The 26903-nt window shown below is 71.2% G+C and carries 25 protein-coding genes; 5 read left to right on the forward strand and 20 right to left on the reverse strand.

Annotation, left to right across the window (positions count from 1 at the left end):
- Positions 1 to 248 precede the first annotated feature (248 nt).
- A complete protein-coding gene (locus tag P7A99_RS07125) occupies positions 249 to 1424 on the reverse strand; it encodes a TetR/AcrR family transcriptional regulator (protein ID WP_277793219.1) in 1176 nt (391 codons plus the stop codon).
- Between the two features lie 225 nt (positions 1425 to 1649).
- On the opposite strand from P7A99_RS07125, the gene P7A99_RS07130 reads away from it, so the two are divergent.
- From P7A99_RS07130 to P7A99_RS07140, 3 genes are all read left to right on the forward strand, one after another.
- Positions 1650 to 4496: a TonB-dependent receptor gene (locus tag P7A99_RS07130; protein ID WP_277793220.1), complete on the forward strand. Its 2847-nt coding sequence runs from the start codon at positions 1650 to 1652 to the stop codon at positions 4494 to 4496.
- Positions 4497 to 4513: 17 nt separating this feature from the next.
- The gene (locus P7A99_RS07135; protein ID WP_277793221.1) at positions 4514 to 5626 is read left to right on the forward strand and encodes a tyrosine-protein phosphatase; all 1113 of its coding nucleotides are present in this window, start codon (positions 4514 to 4516) and stop codon (positions 5624 to 5626) included.
- Between the two features lie 116 nt (positions 5627 to 5742).
- Positions 5743 to 8214 carry a glycosyl hydrolase 115 family protein gene (locus P7A99_RS07140; protein WP_277793222.1) on the forward strand — a complete coding sequence of 824 codons (2472 nt, stop codon included), beginning with the start codon at positions 5743 to 5745 and terminating at the stop codon, positions 8212 to 8214.
- Positions 8215 to 8364: 150 nt separating this feature from the next.
- Here the strand turns inward: P7A99_RS07140 and P7A99_RS07145 are convergent, their stop codons facing one another.
- The 8 genes from P7A99_RS07145 to P7A99_RS07180 form a co-directional block, all read right to left on the reverse strand.
- The gene (locus P7A99_RS07145; protein ID WP_277793223.1) at positions 8365 to 9813 is read right to left on the reverse strand and encodes an adenosine deaminase family protein; all 1449 of its coding nucleotides are present in this window, start codon (positions 9811 to 9813) and stop codon (positions 8365 to 8367) included.
- A 147-nt stretch (positions 9814 to 9960) separates the two neighbouring features.
- A complete protein-coding gene (locus tag P7A99_RS07150) occupies positions 9961 to 10776 on the reverse strand; it encodes a DUF1521 domain-containing protein (protein ID WP_277793224.1) in 816 nt (271 codons plus the stop codon).
- A 252-nt stretch (positions 10777 to 11028) separates the two neighbouring features.
- Positions 11029 to 11832, reverse strand: coding sequence for a type III secretion system export apparatus subunit SctT (gene sctT, locus P7A99_RS07155; RefSeq protein WP_277793225.1), 804 nt, complete (start codon positions 11830 to 11832; stop codon positions 11029 to 11031).
- Entirely contained in the window at positions 11829 to 12101 is a 273-nt protein-coding gene (gene sctS, locus P7A99_RS07160) for a type III secretion system export apparatus subunit SctS (RefSeq protein ID WP_058348272.1), read from the reverse strand. Before sctS ends, sctT begins: the two co-directional genes overlap by 4 nt.
- A 13-nt stretch (positions 12102 to 12114) precedes the next feature.
- Complete coding sequence (gene sctR, locus P7A99_RS07165) at positions 12115 to 12777, reverse strand: type III secretion system export apparatus subunit SctR (protein ID WP_277793226.1); 663 nt, start codon at positions 12775 to 12777, stop codon at positions 12115 to 12117.
- Positions 12778 to 12783: 6 nt separating this feature from the next.
- On the reverse strand, positions 12784 to 13782 hold the full coding sequence (locus tag P7A99_RS07170; RefSeq protein WP_277793227.1) for a FliM/FliN family flagellar motor switch protein: 999 nt from the start codon (positions 13780 to 13782) through the stop codon (positions 12784 to 12786).
- A complete protein-coding gene (locus P7A99_RS07175; protein WP_277793228.1) occupies positions 13779 to 14423 on the reverse strand; it encodes a response regulator transcription factor in 645 nt (214 codons plus the stop codon). Before P7A99_RS07175 ends, P7A99_RS07170 begins: the two co-directional genes overlap by 4 nt.
- Positions 14420 to 15481: a sensor histidine kinase gene (locus P7A99_RS07180; RefSeq protein ID WP_277793229.1), complete on the reverse strand. Its 1062-nt coding sequence runs from the start codon at positions 15479 to 15481 to the stop codon at positions 14420 to 14422. Before P7A99_RS07180 ends, P7A99_RS07175 begins: the two co-directional genes overlap by 4 nt.
- Positions 15482 to 15561: 80 nt before the next feature.
- Here P7A99_RS07180 and P7A99_RS07185 point away from each other — a divergent pair, with 80 nt between their 5' ends.
- Positions 15562 to 15792: a hypothetical protein gene (locus P7A99_RS07185; RefSeq protein ID WP_277793230.1), complete on the forward strand. Its 231-nt coding sequence runs from the start codon at positions 15562 to 15564 to the stop codon at positions 15790 to 15792.
- Between the two features lie 15 nt (positions 15793 to 15807).
- Positions 15808 to 16467: a hypothetical protein gene (locus P7A99_RS07190; RefSeq protein ID WP_277793231.1), complete on the forward strand. Its 660-nt coding sequence runs from the start codon at positions 15808 to 15810 to the stop codon at positions 16465 to 16467.
- A gap of 176 nt (positions 16468 to 16643) precedes the next feature.
- On the opposite strand, the gene P7A99_RS07195 is transcribed toward P7A99_RS07190, so the two are convergent.
- From P7A99_RS07195 to P7A99_RS07245, 11 genes are read right to left on the reverse strand one after another with little or no spacing between them, the layout of a single operon-like run.
- On the reverse strand, positions 16644 to 17303 hold the full coding sequence (locus P7A99_RS07195; protein WP_277793232.1) for a hypothetical protein: 660 nt from the start codon (positions 17301 to 17303) through the stop codon (positions 16644 to 16646).
- Positions 17300 to 17779 carry a hypothetical protein gene (locus P7A99_RS07200; protein WP_277793233.1) on the reverse strand — a complete coding sequence of 160 codons (480 nt, stop codon included), beginning with the start codon at positions 17777 to 17779 and terminating at the stop codon, positions 17300 to 17302. Before P7A99_RS07200 ends, P7A99_RS07195 begins: the two co-directional genes overlap by 4 nt.
- Complete coding sequence (locus P7A99_RS07205; RefSeq protein ID WP_277793234.1) at positions 17776 to 19113, reverse strand: FliI/YscN family ATPase; 1338 nt, start codon at positions 19111 to 19113, stop codon at positions 17776 to 17778. Before P7A99_RS07205 ends, P7A99_RS07200 begins: the two co-directional genes overlap by 4 nt.
- Positions 19110 to 19709 (reverse strand): FliH/SctL family protein, encoded by a 600-nt coding sequence (locus P7A99_RS07210; protein ID WP_277793235.1) that lies wholly within the window; start codon positions 19707 to 19709, stop codon positions 19110 to 19112. Before P7A99_RS07210 ends, P7A99_RS07205 begins: the two co-directional genes overlap by 4 nt.
- Positions 19706 to 20275: a hypothetical protein gene (locus P7A99_RS07215; RefSeq protein ID WP_277793236.1), complete on the reverse strand. Its 570-nt coding sequence runs from the start codon at positions 20273 to 20275 to the stop codon at positions 19706 to 19708. The genes P7A99_RS07210 and P7A99_RS07215 overlap by 4 nt, the downstream gene beginning before the upstream one ends.
- Positions 20272 to 21015 (reverse strand): type III secretion system inner membrane ring lipoprotein SctJ, encoded by a 744-nt coding sequence (gene sctJ / locus P7A99_RS07220; RefSeq protein ID WP_277793237.1) that lies wholly within the window; start codon positions 21013 to 21015, stop codon positions 20272 to 20274. The genes P7A99_RS07215 and sctJ overlap by 4 nt, the downstream gene beginning before the upstream one ends.
- A gap of 10 nt (positions 21016 to 21025) precedes the next feature.
- On the reverse strand, positions 21026 to 21427 hold the full coding sequence (locus P7A99_RS07225) for a hypothetical protein (RefSeq protein WP_277793238.1): 402 nt from the start codon (positions 21425 to 21427) through the stop codon (positions 21026 to 21028).
- 24 nt (positions 21428 to 21451) lie between these two features.
- Positions 21452 to 21760 (reverse strand): hypothetical protein, encoded by a 309-nt coding sequence (locus P7A99_RS07230; protein WP_277793239.1) that lies wholly within the window; start codon positions 21758 to 21760, stop codon positions 21452 to 21454.
- Between the two features lie 30 nt (positions 21761 to 21790).
- Positions 21791 to 22972, reverse strand: a complete 1182-nt coding sequence (locus P7A99_RS07235; protein WP_277793240.1) for a SctD/MshK family protein — start codon at positions 22970 to 22972, stop codon at positions 21791 to 21793.
- Positions 22973 to 22976: 4 nt separating this feature from the next.
- Positions 22977 to 24875, reverse strand: coding sequence for a type III secretion system outer membrane ring subunit SctC (sctC, locus tag P7A99_RS07240; RefSeq protein WP_277793241.1), 1899 nt, complete (start codon positions 24873 to 24875; stop codon positions 22977 to 22979).
- A gap of 13 nt (positions 24876 to 24888) precedes the next feature.
- Positions 24889 to 26898, reverse strand: coding sequence for a flagellar biosynthesis protein FlhA (locus P7A99_RS07245; RefSeq protein ID WP_277793242.1), 2010 nt, complete (start codon positions 26896 to 26898; stop codon positions 24889 to 24891).
- Positions 26899 to 26903: the final 5 nt, after the last annotated feature.

Consider the following 26903-nt stretch of genomic DNA (forward strand, 5'->3'; position numbering starts at 1 on the left):
GCGGCTGTCCTTGCCCGTGCGGGGCTGCCCCCCCCTCGTGTTGGGGGGGGTGGGGGGGGGGGGGGGATCGGCGGGGGGGGGGGGGGGCCCACGGCTGGCACGGCGTCCAGTCTCGCCCCCTCCACCACTTCGTGGTCCCCCTCCCCCGCAAGCGGGGGAGGAGCGGGCTGCCTGGCCGACGTCTGGGAAGCTGAAAACGTCCCCCCTCCGTCGCCTTTGGCGACACCTCCCCCAGAGGGGGAGGATCTTCAGAGCGCGCCGAACAGCCTTGCCTGAAGCTTGTCGCGCATCGCCCCGAACGCGGCCTCGCGGTCGGCGGGGGCGGCGAAGCGGAGTTTGCCGATCAGGCCGCTCATCAGGGTGGACCAGACCATGGCGTCCAGGCCGTCGGCGTCGTTGACGCCCTGGCGGCGCAGCATGCGCATCGAGGTGGCGCCGCGGGTGGCGCGGACGGCGGCGGCCAGGGGCTGGAGGGCCGGCTCGCGGGCGGCGGCCAGTTGCAGGGCGCCCAGCGCCCGCACCCGGGCCGAGAAGCCGCCGGTGGGGGCCATGACTGTGGCGACGCCGGTGTCGTCGGCCGAAGCCAGGACCTCGGCCCGCACCTGGCGATGCAGCTCGACCATGGCCGCCTCGACGAGGTCGGCCTTGGTGCGGAAGAAGTAGGTGGTGGCGGCCAGCGACACCCCGGCCCGGGCGGCGACGTCGCGCTGCGTCAGGCGGAAGACGCCCCGGTCGGCGATGCCGGCGATTGCCGCCTCGACGATGCGGCGGGCGGTGTCGTTGGCGTGCTCGCGCTCGGGCAGCACCTCGTCGGGCGCCGGCCCCGGCGGCGCGGGCTCGATCGGCGCCTTGGCCAGCCGCGCCCCCAGGCGCCGGAAGGCCGGGACCAGCCACAGCAGGCGCTCGCCGGCGTCGGGCTCGACATGCAGCAGGGTCGCCAGCCCCACCGCGAGGCCGGCCCAGCCCTCAGCCTCAACTTCGGACACGCCGAGCACCAGCGCCGTCTCACGCCAGAAGGCGAACTCGGCCTCGCCGCCCTGCCCGGCTGCGGCTTGCAGCTCGGGGTCGCCGCCGACCTCGGCCTCGATCTCGAACTCGCCCAGCAGCACGAAGCCCAGGCGGCCCACCTCCAGACGCTCGGCGACCAGCAGGGTCAGACGGTCGGCCACACTGTTCCAGCGCGGGCCGCGCGAGACGCCCTCCGCCAGCGCCGAACGCTGACGCGCCGCCTCTTCCAGGGCCAGGGCCTGGATCCGTCGCAGGAAGCCGGCGCGATCGCCGAAATGGTAGTTCACGGCCGAGGCGGCCGCCCCCGCGCGGGCGGCGGCGGTGCGCGCGCTGACGGTCCCCAACCCCTCTTCCAGGGCGATGCGGTAGCCCGCCTGCGCCAGTTGGTCGGCGGGATCCAAGTCTGCGAAAGCCATGCCCCGTGTGTGGCTGGACAGCCGTTCGAATGCAAGTCTGGACAAGCGTTCAAGTTGCGCACCTCCCGAAACGATAGGCGCTGCTGACCGTCCATATTATGTCCAATATAATCAGTTATTTGATGCACTTTACAAGATTCCGTCGTCTAAATTTCACGACAGTTTCACACGGTACATTCGTTCAAATTGCTATCCGCCCCTCGTCTTCATCGAGGGGAAGCCATCATGACCCGCGCCAGCCGAAGCGCCGCCAAGGCCCTGCTGCTCACCACCGCCGCGCTCGCCCTGCCGATCGCCGCCCATGCCGCCGATGCGGCCCAGCCCGCCGCGATCGCGACCGCCGCCATGGCCACCGGCCGGGTGATCGGCTCGGACGGCGCCTATCTGATCGCCGCCGAGGTCAGCGCGCCGCAGCTGGGCCTGCGCACCACCACCGACCGCGAAGGCCGCTTCGCCCTGGCCCTGCCGGCCGGTCCGCAGAAGCTGGTCGTGCGCTATCCCGGCCTGCCCGACCGCGAGATCGAGGCGACCGCCGGCGCCGCGCCGATCACCGTCAGCTACGCCGACGCCCAGGAGATGGAAGCGCTGGTGGTGACCGCCGGCCCGATCCTGGGCTCGCAGGCCGCGGCCATCGCCCAGCAGCGCGCCGCCGACAACATCATGAACGTGATCGCCGCCGACGCCATCGGCCGCTTCCCCGACCAGTCGGCCGCCTCGGCCCTGTCGCGCATTCCCGGCGTCGCCATCGAGCGCGACCAGGGCCAGGAGCGCTACGTCCAGCTGCGCGGCGCGCCCGAGCGCTGGACCGTGGTGTCGGTCGACGGGATGAACGTGCTGGGCGCCGAGGAACGGGTGTTCCGCTTCGACTCCGTGCCGGCCGTGGTCATCCAGACCATGGAGGTCAACAAGACCCTGACGCCCGACCAGCCGGCCGAGGCCCTGGCCGGCCGCATCAACATCGTCACCGCCTCGCCCTTCGACCGCCGCGGCTTCCACGTGTCGGGCGATATCGGCTACGGCGAGATGTCGCTGGGCGACGGCCCGCAGCGCCAGGGCTCGATCCGCGGCTCGTGGTCGAACGACAGGTTCGGCGTGGTCGCCGCGCTGGCCCACTACCGCCGCAACCAGACCACCGACAATCGCGAGATCAACTGGACCCGCGACGGCGACCTGAACACGCCCGACGACTTCTCCTTCCGCTCCTACCGCCTGGAGCGCGAGAACAACGCCGCGCAGCTGGGCCTGGAATACCGCCCCGACGGCGGCGGGCGGATCTTCTTCAACAGCCTGTATTCGGAATTCATCGACCGCGAACAGCGCAATCAGTACGACTTCCAGCTATCGCGCGCCCGCACCCAGACGGCGGCCAATCGCGGGGCCGACAGCGGCTTCGTCGACGGCGCGGCCTATACCGGCAGCTGGCAGTACGGCCGCTATTACAGCGACACCTTCGCCAACACCCTGGGCGGCGACCACGACTGGGCCGACACCTCGATCAAGTGGCGGCTGAACTACACCCACACCGACGCCGGCGCGTACCTGCCGCTGATCCAGCAGAACTTCGGCCGCCTGTCGCTGGTCTACAGCGGCGCGACCTCGGGCATTCCGGACCTGGATCTCTACACGACCAGCGGCTCGGGCACGACCTACACGCGGGGGACGGCGCTGAGCGCCCTGCCGCAGACCGGCTCGCAGGCCGACGTGCTGATCCCGATCGTCTACACCACCGACACCGACGCCTGGACGGGCCAGGTGGACATCGCCCGCGACTGGACCTCGCTGGGCGCGGCCTCGACCTTCAAGGCCGGGGTGAAGTACGACACCCGCAAGGCGACCGGGAACACCTTCTCGGGCGTGCCGGGCTCGACGCCGATCCTGCAGAGCCTGGCCGCCCAGACCGGCGGGACCTGGAGCGTCACGCCCCGCATCACCAGCGCCCAGTGGGCCAGCGACTTCGCACGCGGCTGGGGCGTCAACTACGTCGACAACATCGGCCTGCGCCAGGACCTGGACGCCCTGCTGGCCAAGGCCACGAACGCGGGCCTCTACAACGCCGCCGCCGCCGTGCAGCCGCAGGACCGCTTCGCCGTCGACGAGAACATCCTGTCGGCCTACGCCCAGAACAAGTGGCGGCTGGGCAAGTGGGAGGTGCTGGCCGGCCTGCGCGTCGAGAGCGTCGACCTGGAAAGCCGGGGCGTGGCGGTCGCCGGCGGCGTCCAGACCCCGATGACGGCCAAGCAGAGCTACACCGACCTGTTCCCCAGCCTGCACGTCAATTACGAGGTCACCGACGACGTCAAGGCGCGCTTCGCCCTGATCAGCGGCGTGGCCCGGCCCTCGTTCGGCGAGGTCCGCACCAGCGTGTCGGTCGACGACGTCGCCGAGACCATCAGCGGCGGCAACCCTGACCTGAAGCCCGAGCGCGCCTTCGGCTTCGACACGGCGCTGGAATGGTACCTGCCGGGCGCGGGCCTGCTGTCGGCCTCGGCCTTCTACCGCCGGATCGACGACGTGCTGTTCGACAGCGCCGCCATCATCCGCGACGACCGCTACGACGTCGGGACGCTGGACCGCACCGGCTACACCTACTCGACCACGCTGAACGGTTCGGACGGCAGGATGGCCGGCCTCGAACTGGCCTACATGCAGCAGTGGCGGTTCCTGCCGGGCGCGCTGAGCGGCTTCGGCTTCCAGGGCAACGTCACCTTCCTGGACGGCGAGTTCAAGACGCCCGACGGCGTCAAGAGCGCCTTCCCGGGCCTGTCGGACACCATCGTCAACGCCTCGATCTTCTACGAGAAGTACGGCCTGTCGGCCCGCCTGTCGTACCAGTGGCGCAACGACTGGCTGGACGAGCCGAGCGCCGACGCCACCGACCACACCTACTGGGCGGCCACCGAGCAACTGGACCTGTCGCTGCGCTACCAGGTGCGTGACGGCGTCACGGTCTATTTCGACGCCAGCAACCTCACCGACGAAACGGGCATGCGCTACCAGGGCGCCGCCAACCGTCCCATCGAAGCCGAGGGCGTGGGCCGCCGGTTCATGGGCGGCGTGCGGTTCAACTTCTAAATCGGGACATCGAAACCATGCTGATCCGCAACCTGCTGACGGCCGCCTGTGCGGCGGCCGTCCTCGCCGCCCCGGCCGTCCAGGCCCGCACGGCTTCCGCGTCGGTCACCGAAGCCTCGGTGGTGCTGAAGGACGGGACCTACCAGGTAGCCTGGAAGACCAGCCGCCCCGGCGCGCCGGTCGACCTCTATGTCGCCGGCTCGCCCGACGCCCCGCTGAAGGCCATGCGCAAGCTGGCCGACAACGACAAGGACGGCGCGGCGAGCGTGACCGCCGCCCAGGCCGGCGCGAACCGTCCCTATTTCTACGTCGTCGCCGATGGCGAGAAGACCGGCCTGCGCACCGCCACCCGCGTGGTGCCGCTGCAAGGCGCGGCCAATTTCCGTGACCTGGGCGGCTATTCGGCCGCCAACGGCAAGCACGTGCGCTGGGGCCAGGTGTTCCGCTCCAACGGCCTGTCGACCCTGACCGACGCCGACTACAAGACCGTCGGCGACCTGGACGTGCGTCTGGTCTGCGACCTGCGCACCGACCAGGAGCGCAAGACCCAGCCCACCGTCTGGCGTGGCGGCAAGGCGGTGCCGGTGTTCCTGAATTCGCCCAAGGCCGGGCTGGACATGGACATGCGGGCCCTGTTCGGAAACGGCCCGCCCAGCGCCCAGGCCGTGCGCGCCAACTTCATCGGCTTCTACAAGCTGATGCCGGACGCCTATGCCGGCGAGTACAAGGCGATGTTCGAGAAGCTGCTGGCGGGCGATGCGCCGATGCTGGTGCACTGCTCGGCGGGCAAGGACCGCACGGGCGTGGCCTCGGCCCTGATCCTGACCGCGCTGGGCGTGCCGCGCGCCCAGGTCACCGCGGACTACGCCATGAGCGAGACCCTGCTCGACACCGAGAGCGCCCGCCGGGCCATGGCCGCCGGCGCCAAGTCGGATGATCCGAACATGGCCATGTTCGCCAAGCTGCCGCCGGAGATCACCCGCGTGCTGATGCGCACCGAGCCGGCCTATGTGGAAGCCGCGCTGGACGCGGTGACCGAGAAGTACGGTTCGGTCGAGGCCTATCTGGACAAGGTGCTGGGCGTCGACGCCAAGGACCTGGCCAGCCTGCGGGCCCGCTATCTCGAATAGTAGTTTCATTTTGTGGGATAAACACTCACAAAATGAATGGATAATCCTCCAGATCGCTCTATGGTCTGACCAATTCGACCAAGCTGCCTGACAGCTTTGCGATCTGGAGGAAACCCATGCGGCTGACGTCGCTGCTGGCCGGCCTTGTCGCCGCCGTCTTCGCCACCACCGCCTGGGCGCAGGACGCCTGGATCAGCGACAAGCGCACGCCGGGCGCCTTTCCCATCGCCGGCGCCGAGATCATCCATGCCGAAGGCGACTTCCCCGTCGTCGGCCTGGCCGCCAGCGACCTGCGGGACGACCTGGGTGCGGTGCTCGGCAAGGCCCCTTCCCTTTCGACCGGCAAGCCGAACGGCAAGACCGCCATCATCGTCGGGACGCTGGGCAGGAACCCGCTGATCGACGGCCTGGCGCGCGAGGGCAAGCTGGACGTCGGCGACCTTCGCGGCGCCTGGGAAAGCTTCGTCATCGCCGTGGTCGACAAGCCCGCGCCCGGCCTCGACAAGGCCCTGGTCATCGCCGGCAGCGACCGGCGCGGAACCGCCTTCGGCGCCTATGAGCTGAGCCGCGCGGCCGGGGTTTCGCCCTGGACCTGGTGGGCGGACGTAAAGCCCCAGCGCAAGAAGGCGCTGTACGTCGCCGCCGACACACGCCGGTTCGGCCCGCCGTCGGTGAAGTACCGCGGCATCTTCATCAATGACGAGGACTGGGGCCTGCAGCCCTGGGCGGCCAAGACCTTCGACCCGGCCTATGGCGACATCGGGCCCAAGACCTACGAGAAGGTGTTCCAGCTGCTGCTGCGGCTGAAGGCCAACACCCTGTGGCCGGCCATGCACGAGGTGACCAAGCCCTTCAACGCCGACCCGGCCAACGCGGCCCTGGCCGACCGCTGGGGCATCGTCATGGGCTCGTCCCACGCCGAACCGATGCTGCGCAACAATGTCGGCGAGTGGAAAGCGGGCGCGGAGGCCTTCAACTACGCGGCCAATCCGGACGGCGTGCTCGACTACTGGCGCGAGCGGGCCAAGACCAACGGCCGCTACGAGAACGTCTACACCCTGGGCATGCGGGGCATCCACGACTCCGGCATGGTCGGCGGCGGCGACATCGACGGCCAGCGCGCACTGCTGGAGAAGATCATCACCGACCAGCGCGGGCTGATCGGCCAGTATGTCAGCCCCAAGGTCGAGACCGTCCCGCAGGTGTTCACCGCCTACAAGGAGGTGCTCGACATCTACCGTTCGGGCCTGAAGGTTCCCGACGACGTGACCCTGGTCTGGCCGGACGACAATTTCGGCTACATCCGCCAGCTGCCGAACGCTCAGGAGCGCAAGCGGCCCGGCGGCTCGGGCGTCTATTATCACCTGTCCTATCTGGGCGCACCGCTGTCGCACCTGTGGCTGTCGACCGTGCCGCCGGCCCTGGTGATCGAGGAGATGGGCCGCGCCTACGACCTGGACGCCCGCAAGCTGTGGGTGGTGAACGTCGGGGACATCAAGCCGGCCGAGCTGGGCACGCAGCTGTTCCTCGACATGGCCTGGGACGTGGAGCGCGTGCGCGGCCTGGGCGCCCACGGCTACGAGCAAGCCTTCGCGCGCGAGACCTTCGGGCCCGCGCAGGCCAAGGCGATCGCGGCGATCCTGGCCGAGCACCACCAGCTGAACTTCGAGCGCAAGCCCGAGCACCTGCAATGGTTCTGGGGCAAGGGTTCGACGCCGCGCTCCAGCCCGCTGTCGGTCGAGCAGGCGGACGTACGGCTGGCGCGGTTCGACGCCCTGGTGGCCGACCTCGACCGCGAAGCCGCCAGGATCCCGGCACAGCAGCGCGACGCCTGGTTCGAGCTGGTGGACTATCCGGTGCGGGCCGCGGCCCTGGCGAACCGCCGGTTCTTCGACGCCGAGGCCTTCGACCGGCTGATCGGCGCGCGGCCGGAGGAGGCGCATCGCCGCGCCGCCAGCGCCCGAGCGGCGGACGCGGAGATCACCGCCCTCACCCGCCGCTTCAACGAGGAGATCGCCGAAGGCAAGTGGCGCGGGATCATGTCGGTGGAGCCGGCCGACGGCTCGTGGACCTCGTTCCGCCAGCGGCCCTTCGCGGCCCCAGCGGCGGATGCGACCATGCCGCGCCTCCCGCCCTCGCCAGCAGAAGACGAAGGCCTGATCGTGGTCGAGGCAGAAACGGCCGGCGGACAGGGCTGGCGGCGGATCGACGGCCTGGGACGCGGCGGGGCGTCGATGGCGGCCGGCGACGTGCGGGAGGCCTCCGGCGGCGCGTCGCTGGACTATAGGGTGAAGCTGCCGGCCGGCGCCTGGGCGCTGGACCTCGACCTGCTGCCGACCTTCCCGCTGAACGGCCAGACGGCGCTGCGGCTGGCGGTCAGCGCCGACGGCGGCGCGCCGGCTGCCGTGGCTGCGCCGCGCAAGGTCGGCGACAAGGATTGGGCGCGGGGCGTAACCGACGGCCGCCTGCGGGTGGGCTCGGGCCTGACGCTGTGCGGCGGCGAGCGAACGGTGCGGGTGACGTCGGTGGATCCGGGGGTGGTGCTGGACGCGCTGGTGCTGCGGCCGGCGGGGGCGTGCGAGCAATGATCCTTCTCCCATAGGGAGAAGGTGGCCTGCGGAGCAGGTCGGATGAGGGGTTAGGGACTGAAGACGGCGTGCCGGCACGCCGGCTGGCGGCGTAACCCCTCACCCTCCCACGCTTCGCGCGGGCCCCTCCCTCTCCCTATGGGAGAGGGGTCAGAACGTCGCCTCGAAGGCTTCGAAGTCCTTCTCCAGCCGCCACTGCATCGCGGCCTTGAGGTTCTTGTTCAGGAACACGTCGCAGGCCGCGCCGGGCTTGGCGCATTCGGCCGCGCCGCGCAGGCTCTTGCCTGGCAGGAAGGCGTACTCCAGGCTGTCGCGGGCCATGGCCTTGAGGTCGGCGTAGCGCAGGCCGTGCTCGGTGGCGGCGCGGACGTATTCGTTGGTCAGGTCGATGCGCGAGACGCCCTCGTCGTCGGTCGACAGCACCACCGGCACGCCGGCCTGGCGATAGAGCGACAGCGGGTGGTCGGCGCCCTTGACGCCCAGGATGACGTCGTTGCTGGTCAGGTTGATCTCGACGGCGACCTTGTCCCTGGCCATCTGCTTGAGCAGGCCCGGCGCGTCGTGCTCATAGGCGATGTCGACGCCGTGGCCGATGCGCTTGGCGCCGGCCACCGTCACGGCCTGGCTGATGTGGAAGGTCAGGTCGCGCGGCGGCGTGAGACCCAGGGTCAGCTCGCCGGCGTGCAGCGCCATCGGAACCTTGGGATAGCGGCCCGACAGGTACTTCATCATCCGCATGTGCAGAGCGTAGTCGCCGAGCGAGACCGGGTGATCCTCGGGATTGACGATATTGACCCCGACGAAGCGCGGGTCGGCGTCGACCAGGGCGAAGGCGGCGGCCATCTGGGCGAAGACGAAGCCTGCCGGCTGGGCGCGTTCGACGAAGGGCTGGAAGCGCACCTCGACCGCGCAGGGGCCGGCGGTCCCGCTGTTCTGCGCGCAGTCCAGGCGCTTGTCGGCTTCGGTGAGGGCCGCGTCCATCTCCTTGCGCGAGGCCTCGACCATGGCCGGCAGGCCGGGCGCGAAGGCGGCGTAGGTCTTGGCGAAGTCGCCGGTCCAGCGGCCGGCCTCCCGCTCGGCGAAGGCGCGCATGGCGTTGGGATTGGCCGAGCTCTCGACATAGGAGACGCGGTCCTGGGCGGCGTATTCGCGGGTGACGGCGACCATCGGCCCGATATTGGGCACGGCGGCGGCGGCGAAGCGCTCGAAGGTCGAGAAGAACTGGTCGTGGCCCGAGGCGGCGGCGTGGTCGGACCCGCGGTCGTAGTTGCGCACCGACAGGCTGTCGATCACCCGGTTGTAGAGCGCCGGGTCGCGGCGGGCGAGGCCGGCGGCGGGGACGGCGGCCTTGCCGTCGCAAGGACCTCCGATCAGGGCCGGCGGCGTCGCGGTGGAGACGCAAAGCCCGCCCTCACCCGCCCAGGCGATGAAGTCCTCGGCATAGGGCGCGCCCCACAGGTGGTTGTGCAGGTCGCCGCCCTTGGGCATGGCCTGGAGGAAGAGCCGCAGCTTGGCCTTGTCGCCGGCCGCGGCGTCGAAGGCGGCCGATGCGCGCGCCTCTGACGGCGACGGAGCCGCGTGGGCGGGCAAGAGGGTCAACAGCCCGCCCGCGATCGCCATTCCGCTCGCCAGCCATTTCGTTCGCGCGCGCATCGTCCGCCCCCAGATCCTTTCCGCCTACCGACGATGATTTGCAGCGTTTGGCAAATCGCGGGCGGCGGAAAGGAGCAGAAGCGGGCCGCTGGTTCAGACCTCCAGCAGCGGGAAGCGCTCGGCCGCCTTAGCGTTGGTGGTCGAGCCTTCCGTCCCGCCCTCGGCCAGGGCCGCGACGCCGATGCCCAGCAGCCAGCCGGTCAGCATCAGGCCAAGGCCGGAGTTGAAGGCCTCCAGCGCCTCGCGCACCGGCTCCATGCCGGGCTTGGTCAGGTCGAAATCGGCCTGGCCGACGGCGGCGCCGGTGATGCTGCTGGTCCAGCCCGAAGAGGCGCCGTCGTTCTCGTGGATGACCAGACCGTCGTCATGGGCCGCGTCGAGCGCATAGCCGTTGCCGCCGAGAGTGACCGAGAAGTCGCCCTTGGTCTGCTCGCTGACCCCGTCGATGACGATGGCCTGGTCGCCGCGCGTGACCACCACCTGCTCGGCGTAGGTCATGTTGTTCCACTTGGAGGTCTCGGTGTTGATCGTGATCTTCGTGCCGTTCTCGAGCTGGAAGGTCGTGGTTCCCCAGAAGTCGCCGACGTGCTCGCCGTTGTAGCTGAAGTGCGGGTCGCCCCAGACGCGGGTGGCGTTGCCGTCGGCGTCGCGGACGACGATCTCAGAACTGGCTTCGTTGATCGACAGGGTATAGCCGTCGCCGATGTCGATCTCGGCCTTGCCCTCGCCGGGCATGCTGGCGGTGAACGGCTGCTGGGCGGGCGCGGGCTGGAACAGCCCGGCGACCATGGCCCCGAGCGTGAACTGCATGGCGCTGAAGGTCTTCAGCGACTGGCCCAGGCCCGCCCCCACGCCGGTGAGGATCGCCGCGTTGAGCGCCGTGTTCAAGGCGCCGTTGATGGTGGTCATCGCTCCTACCCCTGCTCGATCGGACGGCCGCGGTGCGCGGCCTGCGACGAAAGGTGGCGCCAAGCGGGGCGGTCCAGATAGCTGGGGCGTATCCCATCAGGGAAAACCCTAGGTCGTCATGAGGTCCTTCTCCCCTTGCGGGAGAAGGTGGCGGCCGAAGGCCGACGGATGAGGGGTCGCGCGGACGGTTCCGAGAGACCCCTCACCCGACCTCGCTCCGCGAGGCCACCCTCTCCCGCAGGGGGAGAGGGATCAGGGTTTCCCGTCCAGCCCCCGCAGCACCTCCAGGATCACCGTCGGCCGGGCGCCGATCTCGTTGAGCAGCAGCTGGACGAGGCCGGTCAGCATGGCCAGGACCACCGCCGTTGCGATCCACGACTTGATGGCCAGGCCCAGCGAGAAGACGTTGAGCTGCGGGGCGTAGCGGTTGATCAGGCCAAGGCCGCCGTCGACGAGGTAGAGGACGATCAGCGCCGGGGTCGCCAGCATCACGGCCATGACCATCAGCCGCGAGAACTCGCCCTCGAACAGCGACAGGCTGCGCAAGGAAAGGACCGGGGTCAGGCTGCCGATCGGCCACACCGCGTAGCTGTCGAGGATCACCCCGACCATCAGCAGGAGGCCGCCGCTGAACATGAAGACGAAGTTGGCCAGGCGGCTGAGGAACTCGCCGGTCAGCGAGGTCTGGTGGCCGCTAAGGGGGTCGACGACCTGAGCGATGGTGGCGCCGACCTTGGCGTCGATGATCTGGCCGGCGGCTTCCAGGGCCCACAGCATAGTCCCGAAGAAGAAGCCGATGACCAGGCCGACCAAGGCCTCCTTGGCGAAGATCATGATCCACTGGACCGTCGGCAGCTCCATCTGGGCCAGTTGGGGCTGCAAGGTGATGACGATGATCCCGAAGGCCAGGAAGATCGAGTTGCGCACCAGGGCCGGCACGGTCTCGGGGGACAGCAGCGGCAGCAGCATGAAGGCGGCCGCCACCCGGGTCGCGCCGACGGCCAGGATCAGGGTGTTCTCGAAGATCGCCCCGAGCCAGTCGGGGGCTCCAGTCATCTGCGGACCATGGCCGGGAATTCGGTGAACACCCGGTCGCCGAAGCGATAGAGCGTGCCGCCCAGCAGGCTGGCGGTGACGAAGATCGTCAGCACGATGGCGAAGAACTTGGCCGCGTACTGCAGGGTCTGCTCCTGCAGCTGGGTGGCCGACTGGATGACCGCCACGAAGAGCCCCACCAGCGAGGCGGCGACGATCGGCGGGGCCGACAGGATCAGCACCAGCCAGAGGGCCTGGTTGACGAGTTCGATGGCCTGGGCGTTCAGCATGACGCAGCTCCCGTCACGTGTAGGACAGCACGAGGCCGTGCGAGAGCTTCACCCAGCCGTCGATCAGCACGAACAGCAGGAGCTTGAACGGCAATGACACCGTCGTCGGCGACAGCATCATCATGCCCATGGCCAGCAGGATGTTGGAGACCACGAGATCGATGATCAGGAACGGCAGGAAGATCAAAAAGCCGATCTGGAAGGCCGCTGCCAGCTCCGACACGGTGAAGGCCGGGACGACGACGATGAAGTCGCGCTGGGTCAGGGCGCGGGCCTTTTCCGGGCCGTTGATGCGCTGGGCGGTCTTCAGGAAGAAGGCGCGCTCGCGGGGCGTCGAGTGCTTGATCAGGAACTCGCGCAGCGGCTCCTTGGCCTTGTCGGCATAGGTGAACAGGGCCTGGGTGTCGCTGCTGACGGCGGCGATCGGCTTGATGTCCTGGTTGGCGGCGGCCATCTGCTGGCCGACCGGATACATGACGTAGAGGGTCAGGATCAGGGCCAGGCCGTTGAGCACGATGTTGGGCGGCACCTGCTGGAGGCCCAGGGCATTGCGCAGCAGGCTCAGCGTGACGACGATCTTGGTGAACGAGGTGACCATCACCGCCACGAACGGCGCCAGCGCCAGCAGGATGACGGTGATGAGGGCCGAGCCGGGCGAGAATTGCGTCAGGTCCATCTGCGCTCAGCCCTCGCCGCCTATGGTCTCGACCAGCACGCCCCAGGCCCCGCCGACGGGGACAAGGCGGCCGCGGGCGATGGCGCGGTCGCCGGCCAGCAGCACGACGGGAGCGTCCTCGCGCGGGCCGGCCAGCACGACGGTCGAGCCGGGGCGCAGGCCCGCCAACTCCGACAGCGGCAGGCTGGCCTCGCCCAGCAGCACCTTCAGCGGCACGGGCAGGTCGGCAGGGGCGACCGGGGCGGCGTCGGGAGCGGCGTCTTCGGTCGGGGCGACGGCGATGTCGAGCGGCGGGGACATGGCGCTCTCCTCGATGGCGTTGAGCGTGAAGCGACGATGGGAAAGCTCGAACCGCCCGACAAGGCGGCGGTCGAACAGGGTCAGGGCGGCGAGACCCGGGCGGCTGGCCGACAGCGGGGTCAGCACGATGTCGCCCGGCCGCAGAGCGGCGGCCGTCTGGGCCGGCAGCTCGGGCCCGTCCAGCACCAGCGGTCCGGTCGCGGGGACGGCCAGATGCGCACCGGGGGCCCAGGGGTCGAAGATCGGCTGCGGCCAGGCGCGGGCGACTTCGGGATCAACGGCCAGCACTAGTCGGGCGAAGGGCGCGCTGTCCTGGGCCTCGACCACGATCGACAGGGCCAGCAGGCCGTCGGGCGCATCGGCCTCGACGCCCAGGGGCGACAGGCTTTCGGTGGTCGCCGCCTCGATGGCGGCCAGGACCGGCTCGATCCGGTCGAGGGCGACCAGCAGCTCGGCGTCGTCGGCCGACGCGAAGGCGGCCCCGGACAGGTCTCGGATGGCCAGGCGAAGGCTCGGCTCGTCCTCGCCGAACAGGATCCACGGCCCGGCGCCGACCTCGGCGTCGAGGGCGACGCGGGTGACGAGGCCGGGCGCGCGCAGGGCGGCCAGCACCGCCAGGGCGTGGTTGCGGGCGACGAGATCGGAAAGATCGGCGGCGGCGGGCGATGCGCCCTCCCCGGCCTGGAGGTCGAGGGAGGCGGTCATGCGTCGTCGTCCACGGTTCCGGTGACGGCCATGCGCACCAGCCGGGTCAGGCTGGTCGCCTCCATCTTGGTCATGATCCGCGAGCGGTGCAGCTCGACGGTCTTGGGGCTGATGCCGAGATCGTAGGCGATGACCTTGTTGACCTTGCCGGCCACCACCAGGGCCATGACCTCGCGCTCGCGCTCGGTGAGACCGGCGAGGCGGCGGGCATAGGCCTCCTGGCCGGGCGTCTGGGCAGGCCGGGCCTGGGCGAAGGCGCGTTCGAGGGCGGCTTCCAGCGCGGCCTCCTGGAACGGCTTTTCCAGGAAGGTGATCGCGCCCTTCTGCATGGCCTCGACCGCCAGGGGCACGTCGCCGTGGCCGGTCATGAAGATCACCGGCCGCTCGCAGCCCCGGGCCTTCAGCGCATCAAGCAGTTCCAGGCCCGACATGTCGGGCATGCGCACGTCGAGCAGCAGGCAGGCGTCGGGCGGCGGATCGCCGGCGTCGAGGAAGGCCCGGGCGCCGTCGAAGGTGGAGACGGCGTAGCCCAGACTTTCCAGCCACCAGGCGGCGGACTGACGAAACTCGCCGTGGTCGTCGACCAGGCAGACCGCGCCCAGGGCGCTGGGCTCGGGTGTCGATGCAGAGGGGGTGGTCATGGCTCCTCCTGGCGCGCCGCGGGCAGCGCGATGTGGAATACGGTCCCCCCCTCGGGATCCGGGGCGTGCCAGAGACGCCCGCGATGCAGTTCGACGATGGATCGGCAGATGCCTAAGCCCACGCCCATGCCGCCGGGCTTGGTCGAGAAGAACGGCGAGAACATCCGCCCCTCCGCGCCGGCCTCGACGCCCGGGCCGCTGTCGGCGACGGTCAGCTCGATCATGCGATCGCTGCCGTCCATGGGCGCGGCGGCGATGGTCAGGCGGCGGGGCCCGGGTCGGCCACGCATGGCGTCCAGGCCGTTGCGGGCGAGGTTGACCAGCACCTGCTGGATCATCACCGCGTCGCCCATCACCAGTGGCAGGGTCGAAAACTGGGCGCGGGCGACGACCTTGTCGCGGGCGATCTCCCAGTCGAGCAAGTCAAGGGTGGCGCGCACCAGCCGGGGCAGGTCCAGCGGCTCGACCTGGGGCTGGCGCTGCTCGACGAAGGAGCGCATGCGCTGGATGACGCCCGACGCGTAGAGCGCCTGCTCGGCGGCGCGATCCAGCGCCTCGACGCCTTCTTCCGTCGACAGCGCCCCGCGTGACAGCCGGGCCTTCAAGCCCCGCGCGATGTTGGCGATCGAGCCGATCGGCTGGTTCAGTTCGTGGGCGATCATGGTCGCCATCTCGCCCACCGACATGACACGCGAGGTCAGGAGCAGGCGCTCGCGGTCGGCGAGGCGCCGACCTTCCGCCTCCTGGCGTTCGGCGGCGCTGGACAGGATCAGGCAGATCCGGCCGTCGCCGTGCGCGGCCCGGGCCTCGAAGGCTTGGCCGTCGAGCTCCAGTGGAAAGAGACCGCCCTCGCCGCGCCGCGCCGCCTCGACCGCCGCCAGCAGGCCGCCGGCCGGGACCTGGCCGGGGCGCAGTTCGGGGGTCAGCCGCGCGAAGGCCGGCGAGCGCCAGGCCAGGCGCGGCGCGGCGGCGTCCTCGAAGGCGGCGACGGCCAGGCCCAGGACGTCCAGCGCCTCGGCCTCGGGCGATTGCGACAGGAGCGCGGCCAGGCCCGTCATGCGACACACTGGCCAGCTAGGGAAAACCCGACTGGCGGGCGCGCGTTGTCTTTCGTATCGAGAGACTGAAGGAGCTTGCCATGTCCGCCAGCCGTATCGACGCCCCGTCCGTCTCCGGCGTCTGGAGCCACGGTCTTTCCGGGATTTCCCCGGCCGGCGAGCCCTCGCGCGCCCAGGTTTTCGGCGACTTTTCCGGCTTCTCGCGCCATGACGGCCGCATCGGCCTTTCGGGCGCCTCGCGCGATCTGGACGACACCGCCCGCGCCGTGGCCGACCGCCTGACCGACACCCGCGACAACGGCCTGTTCTGAGGCTAGCTTTCCGGCGTGAACGCCGACCGCATCCTCAAGTCCGAGCCCGACTGGTTCGGCGCCGCCCAGGCGCTGGTAGAGGGCCTGCGGGGCCAGCCGACCCTGGACCGCCGCGTCGATGTGCTGGAGCGCGTCTGCACCGACCTGGGCGATGCGCTGTATCCCGGCTTCGCCAAGCTCTTGGCGGCAGTCGCCCATTTCGGCGAGCCGGAGGTCAAGGCGCTGGTCGCCGATGCGCTGGCCCAGGCCCTGCTGACCGCCCGCCTGCCCGCCGCGCGCGTGCCGGCCTGGGGCGCGGGCGGGTTCTCCGGATTGGGCGGCGGCCCCTTGCTCAGCAACAGCCGCAAGGTCGGGCCGTTGGAGTTCCTGTGCGTCTGGCTGGTGCGCGACATCGCCGACGCGCCGCTGGACGCCGAGGCCTTCGAGACGGCCGCGACCTACCTGCTGGACCTGGTCAGCGCCTCGCCCAAGGCGAGCGCGCTCTACATCGACAAGCTGCGCGCCGACGCGGCCGACCCGACCGAGGGCCTGCACAACGCCCAGAGCCGCCGGCTGATCGAGGTGCTGGCCGAGCGCTGGGCCGCCGGTGATCCGCCCGCCGAGGTGGCCCGGGCGGTGGCCAGAGCGGCGGAGGCCGATCAGGGCGTTGGGCGGTTCGGGCTGCCGTTCAGATAGGGCCTCCCCATTGATCCCGTCATTCCCGCCCTTGTGGCGGGAACCCCTGGTTCCGCTTCCACGGGAAGTGCAAGCGGCATGCTTGACATGCCGCCCCACCCGCTCTTGCGGCTGACAGAGGGGTTCCCGCCACAAGGGCGGGAATGACGGGAGATGGGGAATAGCGGGGCTGACGCTCAACGCACCCTCCGGATCAGGCTTTCCGGGTCCAGGCCGTCGTCGGCTTCCACGAAGAGATCCGCGAGCGTCAGGCCGCGCACTTCCAGGCGCTTGCGCAGGGCTTCCAGGGCCTTGGTCACCTCGGGCGTGGCGTCCGGCCGCGCCGCCAGGGTCAGGGAAATGGCGCCGTCGGGGGCGCGCGACAGGCCAAGGCCGGTCAGCAGCGAGGCCTTGTCGGCCACTCCCAGGGCCAGCGCCTTGCGGTCGCCGCCGGAGGCCAGCCAGGCCTTGTCCATGGCGGCGGTGAAGGCCTCGATGTCGGCCACGGTCGCGCCGGGCGACGACACGGGCGCTTCGAGGGCATTGCCGCCGGACCTGGTCAGGGCCGACAGGGCGTCGACGCCCGTGGCCTCCTGACCGCCTGTCACGTCCTGGAAGTCGCGGGCCGGGCCCAGCAGGGCCGAGAGGTCGACCTTGCCGTCGTCCTCGTCGCGCTCGGTTTCCTTGTCGCGTTCGGTGCGGCCGGTCTGGCGGGACAGAGGCTCGCGACGCTCGGCGGCCTGCTGCAACAGGGCCTGGAACTCCGACCCGCGCCAGGGCGTGGGCGGCTCGCTCGAACCACGCGGGCTCGGGCTGTTCGGACGATCAGCGGCGGCGTTGTCGCGGATGGTGGTCATCGGAAGCTCCTGAAGGCGCCGGCGTCCTCGATCTCGAGCTGCTCGCGAGCCTCGCGGTCGGCGGCGACCAGGGCGCGGGCGTGGTCGAGGCGGCCGTTCATGGCGTCGAAGCGGCCCTGGGCGCGGGCCAGGGCCTGGATGGCGGCGGTCAGGTCCTCGCGGGCCAGGTCCAGCGCCACGGCCTCCTGGTCGCGCAGCCGCTGTTCGGCGTCGCGGGCGAGCGCGACGGCTTCGCGCCGGGCCAGGGCGGACTCGACCAGATGGGCCGCGCCCGACAGGCCGCCGGCGAACCAGTCGTCGAGCCGGGTCTTTGCGACATCGTGGGCGGCGATGAGCCGATCCCGAGCCTCCAGCGCTTCGACGGCGAGCGCGACCGCGCGGCGGGCCTCGGCGGCCTCGCGCATGGCCTTCTCGACGCGGCGTTCACGCAGCTTGACCACCGGAACGAGGGCCTGGACCTGGGCGCGGGCGGTCATGCGGCGGTCTCCATCAGGCTGGAAAGCGCCTCGTCGAAGGCGACGGCGTCGTGCGCGCCCTGGCGCAGCAGCTCGGTGATGCGCGGCCGGCGGGCGATGGCCTCGTCGGCCAGCAGATCGCCGCCCGTCTTGTACTCGCCGATCTGAAGCAGGAACTCGATCTCGGCGTACTTGGCCATCCAGCCGCGCACCCTGGCGGCGGCGGCCTGCTGCTCGGAACCGGCGACGCGGGGATAGACGCGGCTGAGGCTGGCGGCGACGTCGATGGCCGGATAGTGGCCGGCCTGGCCCAGCTTGCGAGACAGGTAGATATGGCCGTCGAGGATCGAGCGGACCTCCTCGCCCACCGGATCCCCGCCCTCCTCGTCCTCGATCAGCACGGTGTAGAAGGCGGTGATCGCCCCGCCCTCGATCGCGCCGGCCCGCTCGAACAGGCGCGGCAGCTCAGCGAAGACCGACGGCGGAAAGCCCCGGCGCACGGCCGGCTCGCCCACCGACAGGCCGATCTCGCGCAGGGCGCGGGCGAAGCGGGTGACGCTGTCCATCTGGAGCATCACGCGGCGGCCTTCCGCCCGGAACCCCTCGGCGATGGCGGTGGCGACATGGGCGGCGCGCACCCGCTCCATGGCCGGGCGGTCGGAGGTCGAGACGATGACCACCGAGCGGGCAAGGCCCTCGGGGCCCAGGCAGTCGTCGAGGAACTCGCGCACCTCGCGGCCGCGCTCGCCGATCAGGGCGATGACGTTGACGTCGCTGCGGGCGTGGCGGGCGAACATGCCCAGCAAGGTCGACTTACCGCCGCCGGCCATGGCGAAGAGGCCCACGCGCTGGCCCTCGCCGGTGGTCAGCAGGGCGTCGACGCAGCGCACCCCGGTCGCGAACGGCCGGGCGATCGGCGGGCGGGCCAGCGGATTGGGGGCCTCGCCATAGACGGGGAACGGCCGCAGCGGGCCGGTGATCGGGCCAAGGCCGTCGAGCGGCTCGCCATGGGCGTCGAGCACGCGGCCCAAGAGCCCCTCTCCCACCCCGATCTCGCTACGGCGCGGACCAGCCACCACCTCGGCGTCGACGGCCACGCCCTCCAGGCGCGACAGCGGGGTCAGGATCGCCGCCCCGCCGTCGAGGCCGACGACCTGGGCTTTCACGACATTGCCGCCGGCGCGGTCGACGATCTCGCATTCCTGGCCGATGCGCACGTCCAGGCCCGTGGCGCGCACGGTGGTGCCGAAGGCCTGGGCGACGCGGCCGCGCCGCTCGACCGTGCGGGCGCCGCGCAGCGCGTCGCGCAGGCGCTCGTCGCTCGAGCGTTCCGAAGGGGGCGCGTCGAAGCTCATGCCGCGGCCTCGCCGGCCGGGACGTCGAACACCGCCTCCAGGGCCCGAAGCTGGGTTTCGAGCCCGGCGTGGGTGCGGCCCGAGGGGGTGTCGAGCACGCAGTCGCCGGCCGCCACGTCGGCGTCGGCCACCACCTCGATGCGGGCGTCGATCGACCACAGGCGGCGGGTGACCGCGCCGGCGGCGTCGGGCGCGACGCGGACGCGGATCGGCTCTTCGGGCAGGAGATCGCGGGCGGCCTGTTCGGCCAGGGCGGCCAGCACCTCGTCGGGGGCCAGGCCCGCGGCGATGCGGCGGACGATGTCAAGCGCCAGGGCGCCGGCGCTGGCGCGCAGGCGGTCGCGCTCGACCTGCAGGGCGGCGTGGATGCTGGCCAGCACCTGGGCGGTCTCGCGGGCCGCGGCGGCGGTTCCCTCGGCGTGGCCCTGGGCGAAGCCGTCGCGCAGGGCGGCCTCGCGGGTCGCCTGGCGCAGGGCGTCGAGGGCGGCGGTCAGCTCGGCCGCGTCGCGCACGGCGCCGACATCCTCGCGGCGGATCACCGGCTGGTCGGTCAGCAGCGCGCCCGAGGGACCGGAGGAGAGGAGCAGATAGGTCATGCGGCGGCCTCCAGGGCGCCGGCCTCGAAGGCCATGAAGAGCCCCCGCCCGGCATGCGCCGCGCCAAGGCCCCGGTCGGGATCGATCGCCAGCGGGGCGACCTCGAACAGTTCGGAAAGACGGGCGAGCGCGGCGGGACGGCGCCCGACTTCGGCCAGCAGCACGCCGGCGCCCAGGGCGGAAAAGGCCACGTCGTCGCCCAGCGCGCCTTGCGCCTGCGGGATCGTCGCCACCAGGCCCGGCGGCGAGGCCAGGACCGCGTCCAGGGCCGGCTCGCCGATACGGCGGGCGACGCGGGCCAGGCGCTTGCCGTCGATCGTGCGGCGCAGGATCTCGGTGCAGGCGGCGGCGGCGGCGAAGTCGGCCAGGCGCGCGCGGCGCTCGGCCGGCCAGGCGGCCCAGTCAGGCGCGGCGGCGATGTCGGCGAAGGCCAGCGGGGTGTCGGCGCGCCCGCTCAACCGCCGCGCCAGCCGCGCTGCGCGCGGACCGACCGGCGCGGGAAAGCCGATCACGCCCAGCAGGCGGGCCTGGTCGACCAGGCGACGGCGGTCGGCGCGGGCGTTCATGCGGCGGGCGTCCCCGGCTCGGCCAGGGTCTTCAGCTTGCGGCGCGGCTTGCCTCGGCTGGTGCGGCTGAAGACATAGGCCCCCACCCCGCCGATGGCGGCGAGGATGGCGACGGCCGGCATGGTGAAGGAGCGGATCGGCGAGGCCGGGGCCGCCACCATCACCGGCTTGGCCGGGAACATCACCACCGTCACCTTGTCGTAGGGCAGGCCCTCGATCGAGTTGGTGACCAGGGCCTTGATCGAGCCCACCTGGCCGGAGAGGTCAACGTCGGGATTGTGGCGGATGAACACCGAGGCCGAGGACGGCTTCTGCTGCTCGGCCAGCGGATCGGCCTCGGGCACGGCGATGTGCACGCGGGCCTGCACCACGCCATCGATCGACGAGATGGTCTGGCTGAGCTCCTGGGACAGGCCGTACATCAGCCGCGCCCGCTGCTCCATCGGCGAGGAGACGAAGCCCTCCTTCTTGAAGACCTCGCCCAGGCTCTCGAACTTGTCGCGCGGATAGCCCTGGTCGTGCAGCACGGCGACGGCCGACGAGAACTGCTCGGCGCGGGTCTTCAGCGCCCAGACCTTGCCGTCCTTGCTGCTCTTGGAGGCGGCGACATTGGCGTTCTGGAGCACGGCGACCATCTCGTTGGCCTCGCGCTCGGTGAGCCCGCCGTAGAGCTCCTTCTCGGCGCAGGCCGTAAGGCCCAGAGCGGCGGCCACGAGCACGGCCGGCAGGATCTTGCGCATGGCCGTCACCCTAGGCTTGCTGCCGGAACAGCTGCTGCAGGCCGTCGGACGTGCGGTTGGCGATGTTCGAGGTCAGCTGGCAGTTGAACATGAACTCGTGGCACTGGACGGTCAGGCCGATCATCTCGCCGGGGGTGATCGCCGCGCCCTTGGCCTCGGCGGCCTTGGCGTGAGCGGCCAGGTTCGAGGCCTGGCTGTTGACGAACTCCAGCTGGTTGAAGACGCCCTTCATGGCCGGGGCCAGGGCTTCGGGGCCGCCGAGCCCCGCCACCTGCGAGGCGCCGGCGGTGTGCAGGGCGTTCTGGAACTGGACGGCGTCGGTGAGGCTGGCGCCGTAGCCGACCTGGGCCACCTGGGACGCGGCTTCCTGGGGCATGGCCAGGGCGGCGGCCGAAACGGGATCGAAGGACATGGCGTCCTCTCCTGAAAGACGCGCTTAGTTCTTGCGGGCCATGGTTTCGAGGGCGCGGCCGACGCTGTCGACCGAGGTGGATTCCGAGTTGGCCATGAAATTCATCCGCAGGCTCTCGGCGGTCAGCTGGGCCATGACCGAGGGCTTGTCCTCGCCGCCGGGGCCGATCTGGTCGGAAAGCTCGGTGATCCGAACGGCCTGCTGGTCGAGCACCTGGCCCCAGGCATGGGCCATGGCTTCGAACCAGCTGCCGGGGCGGTTCTTGTTGTTGGACCCCAGCAGGCTGGGCGCGACGCCCGTGCTGCCGAAACCGGAAATGCTGCTGTCGGACATGATCGCTTCTCCTCGTATCTCGTTGGATTTTCAGAACATCAGGCGGGTGGTCGCGCCGTCTTTCTCGACGACGACGGCCTGGCTCTCGACGCCGACGATGCGGTCGCCCGTGGGCAGGGTGGAGCCGGCGAAGTAGCGGGCGCCGTCGGCGGTGGCGACGTAGCCGGCCTCGCCGCCGACCACCGCCACCACGCGCTTGCCGGGGCCCTGGTCGAAGACGGCGCCGAAGCGGTCGCCGCCGGCCGCGCGGGCCACGTCGAGGTCGCGCAGGCCCTTGACGTCGTGCAGGGCGATCTTCTCGACCTTGGCGACCTCGTCGGAGGAACCGGTGACCTGCACCTGGACGCGGCCCAGGCCGTTGGGACGGGCGGTGGCGGCCAGGCCGTTGGCCTGGAAGACGTCCTCGACGTTCTGGGCCAGGCCCTCGCTGGTCACGACCTCGACGCGGGCGGGCAGCTCGCGGGAGCTGACCAGGCGGGCCAGGCGGGCCTTCTCGGCGTCGCGGTTGAGCACGCCGGCGATCACCAGCTTGCCGTCTGCCTCGGGCTGCACGGCCAGGGCGCCGTAGCCTTCCTGGCGCAGCAGGGCGTGGACCTTGGAGGGGCTGGCCTCCTGGCCGCCGAACCGGGGCACGTTGGCGACGGCGTAAGTGACGCAGGCCAGGGCCGCGCCGAACACCAGGGCCGGCACGAGGTGCGGCGTCGAGCCCACCACCTGGACGCCGCGATCAAGCGTGCGGCGCAGCAGGCTGCGGCCATCTTCGAAGAGATCGCCGCCCTCCTCCTCCGACGGCGCGGCGGCCTCGCCTTGAACGGAAGCGGCCAGCAGCCGTTCGGCCTCGCGCCAGCGGGGGCTTTCCTCGACGCCCAGGGCCAGGGCGTTGTCGCCGACGATCAGCGGCACGTAGCAGGGCAGCACCGCGCGGGCCGGCGCCTCCAGCCGATGGCCGAGCATCTCGACCTGGCCGGAGACGACCTCGATCTCGGCGGCCTCCTCGCCGGCGGTCAGGCGCACGCGCACGCCCTTGGCGCTGGGATCGCGCAGAACGATGTCGGCGTCGAAGCCGTGGCCGAGCTCGGCGCTTTCGCCGGCCGGCAGCGGCAGGACGGCGCCGGCCACGCGGCCGGACAGCACCCTGACGACCAGCGCCTCGGACGGCGTGGCGGCGGGGATTTCGGTCGGTTCGTCGGACAGCAGGGCTTGATCGGTCATGGGCCTAGCTCGGATTGGGGATGGGTTTCATCGTGCCGTAGGGCGGCTGCGCGGCCGCGGGCGCGGGCGGCAGCATCTGGGCGGGCGCCCCGGGGGCGACCTTGGCGGGCTTGCGGTTGGACGGCAGGGTCGGCGCCGCCGGCAGCGGGGCGCTCTCGAAGCCCGAGGCCGGCGCGTCGTAGCGCAGGCCGGCCGGCGTGGTGGAGCGCGGCGCGGCGATCGAGGCCAGGCGCGGGGTGATCAGGAACATCCGCTCGATGCGGCCGCTGCTGCGCGACTGCACCTTGAACAGGTTGCCCAGCACCGGGATGTTGCCCAGCACCGGGATCTTCTGAGCGCCGGTGGTGTCGGACTGCACGGTCATGCCGCCCAGCAGCAGGCTCTGGCCTTCCTGGATCAGGGCCTGGGTGTTGAGCGCGGCGCGGCGGACAACGGGGATGTTGTCGACGCTGGCGTTGGTCAGCGAGCCGTCCTCGATGGTCACAAGCATGCGGATGCGGGTCTGGGTCCCGTCGCGGGTGACGTGCGGGGTGACGCGCAGGGTGGTGCCGGCCGTGACGTTGAAGAGGTCGACGTCGCGCTCGCCGGCCAGACGGACGTAGAAGTCGCGGCTGTTCTCGAACACGGCCTCGACGTTCGACAGGGTGACGATCTGCGGCCGCGACACGACACGGGCCACGCCTTCGGTCTCCAGGGCGTTGAGGCGGGCGGCGAAGTAGTCGCCGTTGCCGATGATGGTCGAAGCCACCAGGCCGGTCGCCGACTTGGGCGAGGTATTGCCGCGCACCAGGTTGCCGTCCTCAAGGCCGGCCGGCGCATCGGGACCACGCCCGAACTGGATGCCGCCGTTGCCGTCGTCGAAGCGCCAGTTGACGCCCAGGTCGCGGGCCTTGGTGGTGTCGATGTCGATGATCGCCGCCTCGACCTCGAGCAGCTGCGGCTCGACGTCCAGCGCGCGGACGAGTTCCTCATAGGCCGACATGCGCTCGGCCACGTCGCGGACGATGACGGCGTTGAGGCGGGTGTCGGCCTGCACGCGGACGGGATTCTGCGGCGAGTAGACGCCGGTCTGCTCGTTGGCCAGCGGCGTGCCCAGGGTCTCCTGGCCGCCGTAGAAAGCGCCGCCGGCGTTGGGCGTGCCCAGCGTCGCCAGGCCCTGGCCGCGCAGGCCCTGGACGGCGGCGGGGATCGGGGTCTCGCTGCGGGCGGCCGCCCCGGCCCGCTCGTTGGGATCGGAGCTGACCAGCGAGCGGATGATCGAGGCCACGCCGGGGATGGTCACCTGCTTGGCGCCGACCGTCAGGTTCACGTCGTCGGCCCAGCCGTAGCGCAGGTAGAAGACGCGATATTGCAGGGTCGGCGACGCGGCTTCGGCCTGGACGCCGCCTCGGGCCAGCTCGTCGACCTGCTGGAGAAAGCGTGGCGCACCGGTGGCCACCAGCATGTCGCCGGTGGTGCGCAGGGTGTTGCGGTTGTCGAGCAGACCCAGCTGCCGGGCCGCCCGGTCCACCCGCCGCGAGGCCGAGCCCGAGATCGGGAAGCTGCGGCTGGACAGCTGGGCGGCGGTGTAAACATACGCCGCCCCACCGTCGTAATAGGTGACGAGGTCGAAGGCCTTGGCGATGTCGGCGTCGATCTTGGCGGCCGGGCCGCGGAACACGCCGTTGATGGTGCCGGTGACCTGCGAGGAGATCACCACCGGCACGCCGATCTGGTTGTAGAAGTTCTGCAGGAACTGGGCGATCGGCTGTTCGCGCGCGGTCAGGTCGACGCTGCGGGCGCCCAGCGGGACCTCGCCCGCATGCCCCTGAGGCGCTGTCGCGGCCAGGGCGGCGGCGACCGCCGCGGCCACGCCCATCCGGGCGGCGCGGCGAACAGCAGTTCTATCCTTCGGAAGCGACATTCTGTCTCCGGGTTCAGGCGGCCGCGGACGCGGGCGGCGGCGGGTCGGGATCGTTGGGCACTACGGTCAGGGGCTCGCGCGGGAAGGCCACGCGGCCGGCCACGTCCAGCCGCAGGGTCGGCAGCAGTTCGTGGAAGGACAGGACGCCCAGGTCGAAGGCGCGGGCCTCGATCAGCTTGCGCACGTGTCGGCGCAGGTCGATGGCGGCCAGGACGACGGTGGCCCCCGTCTCCTCGACCTTGGCCAGCAGGGCGTCAGTGACGCGGCGGCTCATCTCCGGATCCAGCGCCAGTTGCTGGGCGCCGCCGCCGGTGCGGATGGCCTCGCGCAGGTGCTGTTCCAGCGCCGGCTCGAGCACGACCGCCCGCAGCTCGCCGTCGGGAGCGTAGCGGTGGCTGATCTGGCGGCGCAGGGCGACGCGGGCGAACTCGGTCAGGGCCAGCGGATCCTTCTCGCGCTGGCCGGCGTCGGCCAGGGCCTCAAGGATGTCGCGCTGATTGCGCAGCGGCACCTCTTCCTCGGCCAGGCGGCGCATGACCTCGGCGATGCGGGCCAGAGGCAGGGCGCGGGCGGCTTCCTTGACCACCTCGGGGTATTCGCCGCCGGCCCGGGTCAGGAGGTTGCTGGCCTCCTGGATGCCGACGAACAGGCCGGCGTTGCGGCGCAAGGCCTGGCGCACGGCGTCCTGAAGTTCCGAAAGATCAGCCGGATGGGCCAGTTCGCCGGCGCCGATCGGGGCCTCGAAGGCCAGCAGCCGCCAGCGCGGCGCACCGCCCCCCTCGCCGTAATGGAACGAGGCGCGCGGCAAAGCGACGCCAAGGCGCAGCTCGAACTCTTCCAGCACCTCCTCCAGGCCCCGGGTCATGACGGCGGCCTCGTGGCGGCGCACGGCCTCGCCGTCGAGTTCCAGCAGCAGCGGCACCACCGGCTGGGTCTCGGTGACCTTGGTGCGGGCGGCGGCCGGCGAGGCCTTGGCCTCTTCGGCGGCGGCGCGACCCGGCGCGATCTTGCGGGTGACCCGGGCGCGGATGTCGGCGTCGACCAGGGCGCCGGTGACGATGGCCACGCCGCCCAGCAGCAGGAACACGATCACCGGGAAGCCGGGCACCAGGGCCATCAGCCAGCAGATGCCGCCGGCCACCAGGAACACCCGGGGCTTGGCCGCGAACTGACGGCGCATGGCGTCGCCCAGGTGGGTCTCGCTGTCTTCGTCAGTGGTGCGGGTGACGATCAGGCCGGCGGCCATGGCGCCCAGCAGCGCCGGGATCTGGGTGACCATGCCGTCGCCGATGGTCAGGATCGAGTACTTGTGGATCGCCGAGCCGAAGTCGAGGCCCTGTTGCAGCATGCCGATGGCCAGGCCGCCCAGCAGGTTGATGACCACGATGATGATGCTGGCGATGGCGTCGCCTTTGACGAACTTCATCGCGCCGTCGAGGCTGCCGTGGAGCTTGCTCTCCATCTCCAGCACGCGCCGGCGGCGCTTGGCCTCGTCCTTGTCGATCATGCCCGAGCGCAGGTCGCTGTCGATCGACAGCTGCTTGCCCGGCATGGCGTCGAGGCTGAAGCGCGCGGCCACCTCGGCCACCCGCTCGGCGCCCTTGGCGATGACGATGAACTGCACGACGGTGATGATCAGGAACACCACCAGGCCGACCACCAGATTGCCGCCGGCGACCATGGTGCCGAAGGTGTCGATGATGTGCCCGGCGTGGCCCTCGATCAGGATCATCCGGGTCGTGGCGATCGACAGGGCCAGCCGGTAGAGGGTGGTGATCAGCAGCAGGCTCGGGAACACCGAGAACTCGACGATCGTTGAGATATAGATCGCCACCAGCAGCAGCATGACGCCGAAGCAGATGTTGACCGCCACCAGCGCGTCGAGCGCCAGGGCCGGCAGCGGCAGGATCATCAGGGCGACGATCGCCACGACGCCGGCCACCAGGAACAGGTCGCTGAAGCGCGCCATGACGCCCTGGCGCGGACGCCTTTGCAGGCGCTTGAGATAGCCTTCGACGCTCATGGGGA

Origin of the sequence: Caulobacter endophyticus, from assembly GCF_029543245.1 — a bacterium.
Taxonomy (GTDB): domain Bacteria; phylum Pseudomonadota; class Alphaproteobacteria; order Caulobacterales; family Caulobacteraceae; genus Caulobacter; species Caulobacter endophyticus_A.